The 11,574-nt window shown below is 39.0% G+C and carries 11 protein-coding genes; 4 read left to right on the top strand and 7 right to left on the bottom strand.

The window, feature by feature from the left end; translation table 11 throughout:
* Positions 1-21: 21 nt before the first annotated feature.
* From adk to IO68_RS30335, 3 genes are all read right to left on the bottom strand, one after another.
* Positions 22-675, bottom strand: a complete 654-nt coding sequence (adk, locus tag IO68_RS30345; protein ID WP_004880892.1) for an adenylate kinase — start codon at positions 673-675, stop codon at positions 22-24.
* 82 nt (positions 676-757) lie between these two features.
* Positions 758-2,071: a hypothetical protein gene (locus IO68_RS30340; RefSeq protein ID WP_004880894.1), complete on the bottom strand. Its 1,314-nt coding sequence runs from the start codon at positions 2,069-2,071 to the stop codon at positions 758-760.
* Positions 2,072-2,129: 58 nt separating this feature from the next.
* Complete coding sequence (locus tag IO68_RS30335; protein WP_007483670.1) at positions 2,130-2,648, bottom strand: hypothetical protein; 519 nt, start codon at positions 2,646-2,648, stop codon at positions 2,130-2,132.
* 242 nt (positions 2,649-2,890) lie between these two features.
* Between IO68_RS30335 and mrdA the strand changes: the two genes are divergently transcribed.
* Both mrdA and rsmD read left to right on the top strand, forming a co-directional pair.
* Complete coding sequence (mrdA, locus tag IO68_RS30330) at positions 2,891-4,876, top strand: penicillin-binding protein 2 (RefSeq protein ID WP_031234908.1); 1,986 nt, start codon at positions 2,891-2,893, stop codon at positions 4,874-4,876.
* Positions 4,876-5,424 (top strand): 16S rRNA (guanine(966)-N(2))-methyltransferase RsmD, encoded by a 549-nt coding sequence (gene rsmD, locus IO68_RS30325; RefSeq protein WP_007483661.1) that lies wholly within the window; start codon positions 4,876-4,878, stop codon positions 5,422-5,424. Before mrdA ends, rsmD begins: the two co-directional genes overlap by 1 nt.
* On the opposite strand, the gene IO68_RS0117145 is transcribed toward rsmD, so the two are convergent.
* Positions 5,421-5,825, bottom strand: a complete 405-nt coding sequence (locus IO68_RS0117145; protein WP_004880903.1) for a hypothetical protein — start codon at positions 5,823-5,825, stop codon at positions 5,421-5,423. The two genes, rsmD and IO68_RS0117145, sit on opposite strands and share 4 nt — an antisense overlap.
* Before the next feature lie 268 nt (positions 5,826-6,093).
* Here IO68_RS0117145 and IO68_RS30320 point away from each other — a divergent pair, with 268 nt between their 5' ends.
* Positions 6,094-6,453: a hypothetical protein gene (locus tag IO68_RS30320; RefSeq protein WP_023014008.1), complete on the top strand. Its 360-nt coding sequence runs from the start codon at positions 6,094-6,096 to the stop codon at positions 6,451-6,453.
* A gap of 27 nt (positions 6,454-6,480) precedes the next feature.
* Positions 6,481-7,119, top strand: coding sequence for a DUF2238 domain-containing protein (locus tag IO68_RS30315; protein ID WP_023014007.1), 639 nt, complete (start codon positions 6,481-6,483; stop codon positions 7,117-7,119).
* A gap of 14 nt (positions 7,120-7,133) precedes the next feature.
* Here IO68_RS30315 and blp2 read toward each other — a convergent pair whose 3' ends face one another.
* The 3 genes from blp2 to pstB form a co-directional block, all read right to left on the bottom strand.
* Positions 7,134-9,320, bottom strand: coding sequence for an Ig-like repeat protein Blp2 (gene blp2 / locus IO68_RS30310; RefSeq protein WP_023014006.1), 2,187 nt, complete (start codon positions 9,318-9,320; stop codon positions 7,134-7,136).
* 219 nt (positions 9,321-9,539) lie between these two features.
* Positions 9,540-10,502, bottom strand: coding sequence for a protease SohB (sohB, locus tag IO68_RS30305; protein ID WP_004880912.1), 963 nt, complete (start codon positions 10,500-10,502; stop codon positions 9,540-9,542).
* Positions 10,503-10,649: 147 nt separating this feature from the next.
* On the bottom strand, positions 10,650-11,564 hold the full coding sequence (gene pstB / locus IO68_RS30300; RefSeq protein WP_004880914.1) for a phosphate ABC transporter ATP-binding protein PstB: 915 nt from the start codon (positions 11,562-11,564) through the stop codon (positions 10,650-10,652).
* Positions 11,565-11,574 lie beyond the last annotated feature (10 nt).

Below are 11,574 nucleotides of genomic sequence, written 5' to 3'. Positions count from 1 at the left end.
GTTTCTTTTTACAGCAATAGATTATTTATCTAAAATTGCAAATAAATCTTTTTGAACTTCATCAATCGCACGTAAGCCATTTAACTTATCGTAAGTTGGCGCATTTTCACCAGAAGCAGCACGACCTTGGTAGAATCCAACAAGTTGCTCAGTTTCGCTATGATAAGAACCTAAACGCTTACGGATTGTTTCTTCTTGATCATCAGGACGTTGTACAAGCTCTTCACCAGTCTCGTCATCTTTACCTTCCACTTTTGGTGGATTATAAACGATGTGATATACGCGACCAGATGCTGGATGTTGACGACGACCAGACAAACGTTGAACAATCTCTTCATCAGGAACATCAATTTCAATCACGTGATCAATTGAAATACCAGCTGATTCTAATGCTTCAGCTTGTGGAATCGTACGAGGGAAACCGTCAAAGATACAACCGTTTACGCAGTCTGGTTGAGCAATACGCTCTTTAACCAAACCGATAATTAATTCGTCTGATACTAAACCACCTGACTCCATGACGCTTTTCGCTTTTAAGCCGAGATCAGTACCTTCACGAATTGCAGCACGGAGCATATCACCGGTTGAAATTTGTGGGATATTGTAGCGCTTACAGATCAACTGAGCTTGAGTACCTTTGCCTGCCCCAGGTGGTCCGAGTAAAATAATGCGCATAAAGAACATCCTCATTTAAAAACAATAAATCTTTAATTGAGCAATATCATACAGACTTATTGCCCAACCAACATCAAATTAATTATAAGAAAGCTACAAATAAGTGGATTAAACCTGCAAAAAAGCCAGTTACCCCACCCAGTACAATTAAAATCCACTCATCCTCTTGGAACGCTGGTCGTAATAGGTTTTGGAACTCTTTCGGTGTTAGCTCACGGATACGGTCTCTAAACATTTGAAAGATCTTTTGCGCACGACTAGCATTCAAGGCTGGGTCACATACTGGCCCCATAGTAATTTCAATTGAACGATCAATCAAGTCGGTCTTGAGTCTAGCATATTCTCTAGGGCCCAATGATAGTTGCAATGATGTTCTAACCAGTGGAGTTTCCATAATTTCATTAATATGGCGCTTGACAATACGACGGGTTTTATCTTTTTTGCTGCCGTACATCATTTCAGTCATAATCGACTTCAATGTGATTAAGTCCTCTGTTACCACACTCGCAAATACATCCGAAACCTCTTCCTGACGCTTCATAAAAGCGCCTTGTACATTGTAAGTACCGATCTTTAGAACAGGTACAATCCAAGGGAATTTACGGTCTTTGGTTAAGCGGAATATTTGTGGATAACGGATATAATGCGGCTCGATTGGGTTAAATACCATCCAAATTGCAATCCAGTTGGTCAAGAAACCCCAAATCGATGCCCAAAATGGAACGGTCCAATGCCAAGGCACTACAAACCAAACAATCATTTGGAAAACACCAAAGAACATCCCAATCAATGCACTGATATGCCAAATAAAGTTAATTTCTTTTTGTCCAACTTTGAGGAACATTCGCACCATTAAACGGCGATCACCTTCCATTTGGCGAACAACCATTTCACGCATATCAACAAGTGACTCGACGTTCATGGTCAGCTCAGTCACAAGTTCTCTTAATGTATTTGGGAGTTGTTTATGTGCTTGAGCATAAATGCGGCGTTTAATCGAATAGGGTAAATTTTCCCATAGCACTGCATTACGGTCGATCATAACTTCATCAATTAAGTGCTCAAGTTCAAAACCAACTTGTTCACCAATGATCATCGCCATATCTTCTGGGTCCATTGCTTCTAAAAACTCTCGCAATGAACCAAGTTTAGTTAATGTATTATCAGTAATGATGCCTGAAATACGTCCAGCTTTACGTGGAACAATCCCTTGCCAACCTACAGGTAATGGTCCTAAATGGAATCCCCAAAAGTTAATTGGGTAAAACACCATTTTTAAAGCCATCCACACGTGAGCCCAAGTTACAAAGGCTGTCACAGGAATAATACTTAAGACCGCCAGATGGTCTGGTCGATTTAAAAAAATCTGCCACAATTCATTGACGTAATCAAACATGCATGACTCTCAAAATTATTAATACATTATGGCTAACAGGACAAAGAGCAAATATCTCCTATAGACCAAAACTTAAAGTGTAAGAAAACTGAATCGTTGGCTCTGTCTTTTCAATTACGTCGCCACGGCTATTCTTGAGTCGCTCACCAGCACCAATCCCAACACTAAAAGTGCTGATTCGCTCTGAGTTTAGCCATACAAAAGCTAAATCAACACCTGCTCCTAAACGTGCTTTTTCTTCACCATCAATCTGTTTACTTTCAATATGCCCTGCATAAGCACCAATGTAATAACCATTTTTGTCAGTGCCTGTTAAATAATATGGATAGCGAAAACCAACTTGACCACCAGCAGGATTATCATCATTTAAAAATGCACCAGCTTTTGCATAAGCAATACCATAAGGATTAACCCATTCTAAATTGGCATGTAGTAATTTTTTTGTAAAACCTGCACCAATATTCCAAGTCGAAACATTAGCATCTTTTAATTTTGGCTCTGGCATATATGGATTTTCATCCGCATGCACCAAACCATTACATGTTAAAACCGCTAGCAAAAGGTAAAGTTTTCTCATTATTCTCTCCATTTTCCTTAAGAGTGCGTATTGGACAATCCTATTTCAAACCGTTTGTGACTTTAACAGAATTATTTTGCTTCTAATATACAAGACCCTACAAATTTAATGTCTGCAAAGTCAAAAACTGTCGCAGCTTCATTTATATGAAGTATTGAAAAATCTACAGTATGATCATGCAACTTACGTTAAAATAAGTCACCCATACCCTCTTTCAATCTTGTAATTTAAGTCGACTCCGTATGAAACAGCACTTTCCTTTAAAAAACATGCAACAAGAAAAGCGCATTTATAGGGGTCGAATCTTTTTTGCAATTTTTCTAGTGATGACGTTTCTTCTTTTATTGATCTGTCGTTATGCATATTTACAGATTGTTCATTACGATGATTTTACAACGGCATCAGATAAGAACAGAATTCGCTTACAACCTCTTCCGCCTGCCCGTGGTTATATTTACGATCGTAATGGTATTTTACTTGCAGATAATTATCCTGTTTTTAGTGCAACATTAAGTCGTGCAGATGTCACCGATATTGATGGAACACTTTCTCGTCTAATTCCAATATTAAGTCTGACACAAGAAGACGTTGATCGTTTTAACAGCCGTGTTAAAACTGCTCGAAAAACTGAGCGTATCGCGATCAAGCTCAACCTGACTGAAAATGACATTGCAAAGTTCAGTGAAGTTAAATATGCCTTTCCTGGAGTCAAAATCGAAACACAGATGACTCGCTACTACCCTCACGGTGAGTTATTTGCGCATGTCATCGGTTATGTTGGTCGAATTAACGATAGAGAACTTAAAAAGATCGATAAGGATTTATATGCTGGAACTAACCTTATCGGCAAAATTGGTGCAGAAAAAAGCTATGAGGATTTACTGCACGGCACACCGGGCTATGAATCTGTCGAAGCCGATGCACATGGTAATGTGCTCAGAAACTTAGGACGTCAAGATCCTGTTCGCGGTAATGATCTCTATTTATCCATAGATTATGGCTTACAAACCATTGCGGCTAAACAATTAGCTGATCGTCGCGGCGCGATTGTTGCGATAGATCCCCGCACTGGAGAAATTTTAGCACTGGTTTCTAGTCCAAGTTTTAATCCCAATTTATTCGTAACGGGGATCAGTACCAAAGACTATAGCGCTCTGCGTGATAACTTAGATCAGCCACTTTATAACCGTGCAGTTCAAGGTTCTTATCCACCGGGTTCTACGATTAAGCCAATGTTCGGTCTAGGAGGGATTCACTATGGACTCGTCGATTGGAATACCGCTATTTCTGATCCCGGCTATTTCTCTCTTCCTGGGGATTCACATAAATTCCGTGACTGGAAAAAATCAGGACATGGTTCAGTCAACTTACATAAAGCTCAAGTCGTCTCTTGCGATACTTATTTCTATATCTTGTCCTATCGTATGGGCATAGAAAAAATGAATGAGTGGATGCGCCAATTTGGTTTTGGTGAGAAAACAGGGGTCGATCTACCTAGTGAAAGTTCAGGCTTATACCCAAGTCCACAATGGAAAATGCGTACTCGTAAAAGCAAATGGCTAAAAGGTGAAACAATTTCCGTCAGTATTGGACAGGGTGCATTTACAGCAACACCATTACAGCTCGCTATGGCAACTGCAATCACCGCGAACAAAGGATCACATGTCACACCGCATGTATTACGAGATACCAAAGGTGCAAAACAATTCACTGTGCATAATGCACCAGATGGAAAAATCCAATTTAATGGAACCGCACAAGATTGGATGAATATGCACGATGCCATGGTTGATGTCATTCAATCTGGTACAGGTCGTGGAATTAAAGGCGGTTTGCAATATTCAATTGCTGGTAAAACTGGTACGGCACAAGTTAAAAGTATTGCCCAAGGGAAACGTTATAACGAAGCAGCACTTTCTTCAAGACAATGGGACCATGGTCTATTTGTTGGATTTGCTCCAGCAGATAACCCTGAAATTGCAATCGCAGTCGTATGGGAAAATGGTAAACATGGTGGTTCAGCAGCTCAACTCGCACGTCCAATTTTTGATTACTGGCTTGTTACTCGTAAGAAAAATCCGATTCGCCCAGCAAATCATCAAGTCAGTGGCGGCCTGATGACAGCAGGGATTAAACCGGGTGAACTACCAAGTGGTGGAGCAGCATCTACAGTGCAAGCACAATCAACAACCACAGCTCCTTTACCTGCTGATGAGGTCACTGAATAATGAAAAATCAATTACGGATCATTGGTGGGGAATGGAAGCGTCGTACTTTACCTTTTGCGAATGTAGACGGTTTACGTCCAACGCCTGACCGTGTACGTGAGACATTATTTAATTGGCTCATGTGGGATATTCAAAATGCACAGGTTTTAGACCTTTGCACTGGCTCAGGTGCATTAGGTTTCGAAGCACTTTCTCGTGGAGCTGCCAAAGTTGTAATGATTGAACCCAATACGACTCAAGCAAAATTTTTAAAAGAGAATATTGCTTTATTAAAAGCAGAGAATTGTCAGCTACACCTAACAACAGCACAACAAGCGCTCAAGAAACTGAATCTTAGTTTCGACGTTGTCTTTCTTGATCCACCCTATAGTTTAGACTTATGGCAAGAACTTGCTGAGTTATCAGATCCGATGATTGCAAACCAAGCCTTCATTTACGTTGAAGCAGATCGAGAATTATCACAGCTCAAACTACCAGCATCTTGGCAAAAAATTAAAGAAACTAAAGCAGGTGTAGTTCGAGCAGGCTTATACCAAAAAATTACTTAGAAAATTCTTAGCCAAAACAGTCTAATGAGTTGCCCTCGATCAAACGGAAAGCTCGACAAATACTCATAGCCGATTCGGTTGCTTGAGTTAAGCTGATAGACAATACCGTAGCCCAGTGAGATCGAGAAATCATCCAAACTCAGATTTGAAGTATCACCTGTTAACATCTTATGGTTGAATTGATTGGTCTGGTACGCAGTATAGTTGTATACACGCCACCTCTCATCTTGAAAAAGCTGATTATGCAAAACTGAATAATCTGTTTTCATTTCAGGATATGCAGCATCAAACATTTCCTCAGAATCATCTTCAAATCCAGCAAAGAAATTATAGTTCTCCGCATTTGCAAACGTTGTTAGACAGGACAGTAAACAAAAAAAGAAAATGTGTTTAAATCGCATAATGGCGTTTATTGACAATCTTGACGATTAGCATAACTCTAAAACTCATTTTGCATCAATAAATTAATGATATATTTCAAACACTAATAGAAGATCATAATCTAATAAAGACGCTATTATTATCCCTTTACAAACACTGTTTAGATTTTGGGCATATAGCTTAACGTACTATTAAGTTTTCAATTGTTGTTCTGTTAGACATAAATACTTAATTTATAGCAGGATTTTAGATACAATGAGCCGATCTACAAACTCAACATAATTCCCCATGAAAGTTTTACTCCTATTGGTCACATGCCTCAGCCTAACAGCGTGTATTTTTGGTCAATCTAGTGAGGTCAAACGTGCTGAGAAAATTTTACAAAATTTTCAGTGCAACAATATCGAATCAAATCAGTTAGCCACGTCTTCGATCACCAATTTTCACCAACAAGCCCTTGCTGTGAATAAAGAAAAGGCCACGACATATATTGAACAATATAAAAATGGTGAAGATCTCTTTGACATCCCATTGGATGAAGTAGTACAACAAAAATATCAATTATATAAACAAGCTTGTCAGGCACTTGGCGGAGTCGCATCTGCTAAAGAACAAATTGTTATAGGTGCGTCTGACGAGAATAAATAGAGTGACAAACTCTATCTAGGACATTAAATGATAGAAAAAAAATTGAGCTTAAAACATTATATTGCTCTTATGCTCATTTTAGTTACCGCGATAATCGCAAGTATTAATCCTTTAGAATTCGATTCATATTTATTGCATCAAGCAGGTACAGTTTTCATGCTGATTGCATTGCTTGTCATCATGCGAAAAATTGGCATTAACTTTTATAGCTTTTGCTTATACCTGCTCTTTTTGTTTATTCATATTGTTGGCGCACACTACCTCTACTCTTATGTTCCCTACAATGAATGGTTCAATTCCCTTTTTCATTTTGACTTAAATCAAAGTATGGGATGGACTAGAAATATGTATGATCGTTTTGTCCATTTTGCATATGGATTTTTACTCTATCCCTTATTCTATCGTTGTTTTCAAGTTTGGTTTCCCACAGCTAAACTAGGAGCTTTATTGTTCTTGGTCATACAATTTGTTATGGCAACAAGCTTAATATATGAGTTCATTGAATGGTGGATTGCGATGGGATTATCGCCTGAAGATGCGGAAAATTATAATGGTCAACAAGGCGACATGTGGGATGCCCACAAAGATATGTTCCTTGCAACAGTTGGGGCAGTCCTGATTGGTTTCATCCAACTCAGCAAAGAAAAAACGCTTATTCAGAAATAAGCGTTTTTTCTTAGTTAAACAATTGAATGCTGTAGCAGCATAAGGTCATCCCAAGGATCAGATTGCACCACTTGAGTTTGCTCAAAATTCGTCAAATTAGTATTTATATTACCATCAGTTTGAGGAGTCGAGGATTCGGTAGAAACCAACTGATTAAGCAAGTCTTCAATTTCACTCGTATTAGAAGTCGAAGAAGTTAATAACTCATCGACAGTAACTGCTTGAGTTGTCTGTGTCGGCGTAGCTTCATATTGTGGACTCAGCAATCCATTGAGATCTACATGATCAACCAAACTCATTTGTTGTGCACTTTCAGTTCCAGCATCCATTTCATTACTCAGCAATGAACTCATTGTCGTCGGTGCAATCACATTAAAACTAAATGAGTTACTGATCTCACTGGTATTTCCTGATAAATCAGTCTGTGTAAAAGTCAACGTATGACTGCCTAATGCTAAATCATGGGTGATATTAAAACTCCATTTTCCATTGTCACCCACTGTGACTGTTCCGATTGGCTGTCCATTGTCATAGATTGTTAGTGTCGCTTTCGCCTCACCTAGACCAGTCAAGCTAGGTTTACTATCATCTGTTGAGCCGCCAGCCGAGATATTCCCTTTAACATCTCCAATATCATCCGTTACGGTCTGCAAAATAGGCTTGTTCGGTGCAATGGTATCTTTCGTTCCTAACACATCCGTAGATTCAGAACGATTACCTGACGCATCAATCACATACACTTTCCCAACGGTCTTATCCGTTAATGCAGCAGATAAGTCGATTGTAAATTTTCCATCTGCGCCTGCTGTTCCTGAACCAAGCACAGTTTTTCCATCTGCTGAGCGAATTTCAATTTTACTATTTGCTTCGGCTGTTCCAGTGATCGAGTCTCCATCCGCATTTAACTGCGCTACAGCTTTTTCTGGTGCAATCGTGTCTTTACCAGCTGTAATTTCTAATGGTTTAGACTGGTTACCTGCTGCATCTTCAAGGATAAGAGAGCCTTTGTGATCACCAGTTAATGCAGGTGAAATTGTGATTTGAAATTTCCCTTGTGCATCTGCAACACCACTTCCAATAATATTGCCATCAGCATCTTTGATTTGCACTTTTGCATTTGCCTCAGCTTTACCTAAAACTGATGTACCTGCTTGGTTTACTTCAATCAATGGCTGATCAGGGGCTAACGTATCTTTCCCAGCAAAAACTTTGGACGGATCAGATTTATTACCCGCCGCATCTTCCGCTACTACTGTTCCACCTTTATCGCTCGTTAATGGCGGTGATACTTTAATTGAATAAAGTCCCGAACTATTTGCATTAACAGAGCCTAATAATTTTCCATCTGCATCATAAACTGATATTTTAGCATTCGCTTCGGCCTTACCTGAGACAATCGTACCATCTGCATTTAATTGTGCACTTGGTGCATCAGGCGCGATCGTATCTTTTGTTCCCGTAACTACTGTTGCTTTAGATGTATTACCTGCACTATCAATCGCGATAACTGCGACTTTATTTCCATTCACCAAAGGGCTATCTAGTTTAATACTATAGTTGCCCTCATTATCCGCGTAACCACTCGCAATCACTTTCCCTGTGGTATCTTTGATCTCTACTTTAGCTTTAGCTTCTGTTTTACCTGTAATGGTTTGTGTATCGGCATCTAATACAGCGGTCGGGGTTGCAGGTGCAGTAATATCTGTCGATTTATCATTATTATTTTTATCGTTATCATCATCCTTCACTGCCCAGAGATAAATACCTTCAGCAGCTAAAGCAACCAAACCTGCTTTTACTAACTGCGATTTACTCACACCAAAATCATCACTGCTATCTGAATGCTCAGCAGCTTGAGGTGGAACTTCGGCTGAAGCAAATTGCGTTAATTCTGTGGCAGGAGAATAGCGAACAAATTTTCCTGCAGCGTCAAATTCAGCAATTGCATAAGAACCATCTTCTCGGGGAATTGCGAGCGTATGTTCCGTATTGTTCATTTCATTAAAGAAATCATTAATAATAATTTTCTCACCATTTTTCAGTGTAATGACAAGATCATTACCTTGCTTGATGATCGATTTTATATCGCCTTGCGCAACTCCGATTTGAACAATGGATGGTTGATTCAGTATCACACCTTGCATTTGTCCATCTTGTAAAACAGTAAAATTTTTCTTCGATGAAACGACAACTCTTGTCATTATTATGCTCACATATCAATTATAGTTTTAGATATTTTTCAATTAATGGAAAATATAAGTATTTAATCTCGCGATTAAAATAGCAAATGATAGATAGGACGACAATCCAGTTCATCGCAATTTTGTTAGCTTTATTTAATTTACTATTTGTTCAAATACTTTAATTATCGAAATAAAAAAAACCAGTCATATGACTGGTTTTAAATAACATACGATGAATTATAGTTTTGGATCACGTAGCTGAACCAAACTGCTATTTGCTTTGGTCAATCCATCTGTAATTTTCCCCAACACTGCTGGAATTAAATTCTCAGCCATTTGCGCAGCTTGTAAACCTAATTTCTCACCAAATGTCGGACGCTTACGCGTATTAATCACATAAACATCATGTTTTGGTAGCAAGCTAAGTATGTATTCATCCGAAGTTTGTAATTTATCAACCAAGTTGAGTTCGCGTGCATCTTCACCATACCAATGCTCACCTGTTGCAACTTTTGCTACTTCTAACTGTGGACGGTATTTTTCAACGAAGTGCTTAAATAAAGAATGCGTTTGTTGTAACTCTTCTTCAAATTTCGCTTTACCTTCAGGTGTATTTTCACCAAACATGGTGACTGTACGCTTATATTCGCCAGCAGTATAAAGTTCAAAGTCAACATTATGCTGTTTCAATAAACGATTGAAATTTGGAACCTGAGCCACGACGCCAATCGAACCAACAACAGCAAATGGCGCAGAAATGATTTCATTTGCAATACAAGCCATCATATAGCCACCGCTTGCAGCAACTTTATCAACACAAATCGTCACATTAAAGCCCGCATCTCGTAGACGAACTAACTGAGCAGCTGCAAGACCATAGCCATGTACCATTCCACCAGGACTTTCTAAACGAACCACAACACGGTCATGCCCCGCTTTTGCTGTCGCTAAAATTAAGGTAATTTCCTCACGAATCGTATCTACAGCGGAAGCTTGAACATCACCTTTAAAATCGAGAACATAGATTTTTTGATCATTCTTTTTACGAATTTTTGCTTCTTTCGCAAGCTGCTGAACAAGCTGTAATAGTTCCAAACGAGATGCTGTTGTTTGCGCGATTCTTTTTCTTTGTTCATTCACACGCGCATTTAAATGGCTAATACGAATCTCAGCAGGAAATTTAGGTAAATGGAATAACATAAAGTAAGTGCTCTATAAGTTCGGCTTTATTCGTCTAAGATGTGGTCTGCTCAATAAAAATTCAATAGAGATTTTGAAAAATAGATTCATTTTCATTTATACAATAAAAAAAAGAGCCCGAAGGCTCTTCTTATCACTGAAATAATCTTAGCCAAAACGACCTGTAATATACGCTTCAGTTAACTGATGATCTGGCTGAGTAAATACTTTCTCAGTTGAGTTCACTTCGATCAAATCACCTAAATGGAAGTAAGCGGTACGATCAGATACACGAGCTGCTTGTTGCATTGAGTGCGTGACGATTGCAATCGTATATTGCTCAGATAGTTCAGAAATTAATTCTTCAATCTTAGCTGTTGCAATTGGATCAAGCGCTGAACACGGCTCATCCATCAAAATCACTTCAGGACTTACTGCGATGGTACGCGCAATACACAAACGTTGCTGTTGACCACCTGAAAGACCTGTTCCCGGCTGACTTAGACGATCTTTCACTTCTTCCCATAGACCAGCTTTACGCAGACTGTTTTCTACGATTTCTTCTAAATCATATTTGTCACGCGCTAGACCATGAAGTTTAGGTCCATACGCAACGTTATCAAAAATTGATTTAGGGAATGGGTTTGGCTTCTGGAACACCATGCCCACTTGAGCACGTAACAATACAACGTCTAGGCTTGGATCATAGATGTCTTGATTATCTAAAGTTACTTTACCCGTCACACGACAAATATCAATCGTGTCATTCATACGGTTCAAGGTACGCAAGAATGTTGATTTACCACAACCTGACGGCCCGATAAATGCAATAACTTCATTCTGGTAAATATCAAGGTCAATCCCTTTGATTGCCTCAGTTTCACCGTAGTAAACATGAACATCTTGAGTGCTAATTTTTACTTCATTTGTTTTTGGCTTTTTGTTTGATGAAGCCGTTTCAAACTGAGAGACAAATGCAGTATTAGATTGCTGAACTTGCGCTTCAGATGAGGTAAATTCTGTTTGCTGTGGATTCACTGACTTATCCTTTTCTACGGCGTTCATAATATCAATCGTATTCATTGTACTCTCC

Source organism: Acinetobacter sp. COS3 (assembly GCF_000475335.1).
Classification (GTDB): domain Bacteria; phylum Pseudomonadota; class Gammaproteobacteria; order Pseudomonadales; family Moraxellaceae; genus Acinetobacter; species Acinetobacter venetianus.
Note: the sequence above shows the minus strand (reverse complement) of the source record. Positions and strands in the feature narration are given on the sequence as shown.

Coding starts and splice junctions, on each gene's coding strand:
- adk (WP_004880892.1), bottom strand. CDS start 675: ATGCGCATTATTTTACTCGGACCACCTGGGGCAGGCAAAGGTACTCAA.
- IO68_RS30335 (WP_007483670.1), bottom strand. CDS start 2,648: ATGAGAAAACTTTACCTTTTGCTAGCGGTTTTAACATGTAATGGTTTG.
- IO68_RS30315 (WP_023014007.1), top strand. CDS start 6,481: ATGATAGAAAAAAAATTGAGCTTAAAACATTATATTGCTCTTATGCTC.
- mrdA (WP_031234908.1), top strand. CDS start 2,891: ATGAAACAGCACTTTCCTTTAAAAAACATGCAACAAGAAAAGCGCATT.
- IO68_RS0117145 (WP_004880903.1), bottom strand. CDS start 5,825: ATGCGATTTAAACACATTTTCTTTTTTTGTTTACTGTCCTGTCTAACA.
- rsmD (WP_007483661.1), top strand. CDS start 4,876: ATGAAAAATCAATTACGGATCATTGGTGGGGAATGGAAGCGTCGTACT.
- pstB (WP_004880914.1), bottom strand. CDS start 11,564: ATGAATACGATTGATATTATGAACGCCGTAGAAAAGGATAAGTCAGTG.
- IO68_RS30340 (WP_004880894.1), bottom strand. CDS start 2,071: ATGTTTGATTACGTCAATGAATTGTGGCAGATTTTTTTAAATCGACCA.
- IO68_RS30320 (WP_023014008.1), top strand. CDS start 6,094: ATGAAAGTTTTACTCCTATTGGTCACATGCCTCAGCCTAACAGCGTGT.
- blp2 (WP_023014006.1), bottom strand. CDS start 9,320: ATGACAAGAGTTGTCGTTTCATCGAAGAAAAATTTTACTGTTTTACAA.
- sohB (WP_004880912.1), bottom strand. CDS start 10,502: ATGTTATTCCATTTACCTAAATTTCCTGCTGAGATTCGTATTAGCCAT.